A 229-nucleotide genomic window follows, 5' to 3' on the forward strand; every position below is an offset into this window, starting at 1 on the left:
GGTTCGAGGACGGCGATGGTGGAGTGGATGGGCTCCTGGCCCTCCGACGTGACGGTCAGCTCGGTACCGACCGCGAACGGCCCGTGCGGCTCGAAGCCGTCGGCCCCGGCGTAGGTCAGGGCGCCGGTGTGGAGGTCGCGCACGGCCTCCCAGACCCGGTCGCGGGGGAGTGTCTCCGTCGTGGTCCACATGAGGGTCCGTCCTTTCTCTGTGCGTAGATGATCTATGC

General features: G+C 69.0%; 1 protein-coding gene. It reads right to left on the reverse strand.

Translation table 11 applies throughout. From position 1 onward, the window contains the following. On the reverse strand, positions 1–191 hold a 191-nt coding region (locus tag AC1RPY_RS08260), incomplete at its 3' end, for a hypothetical protein (RefSeq protein WP_481763201.1). Positions 192–229: the final 38 nt, after the last annotated feature.

Source organism: Dellaglioa sp. CoH-56-MRSF-12 (genome assembly GCF_056782075.1).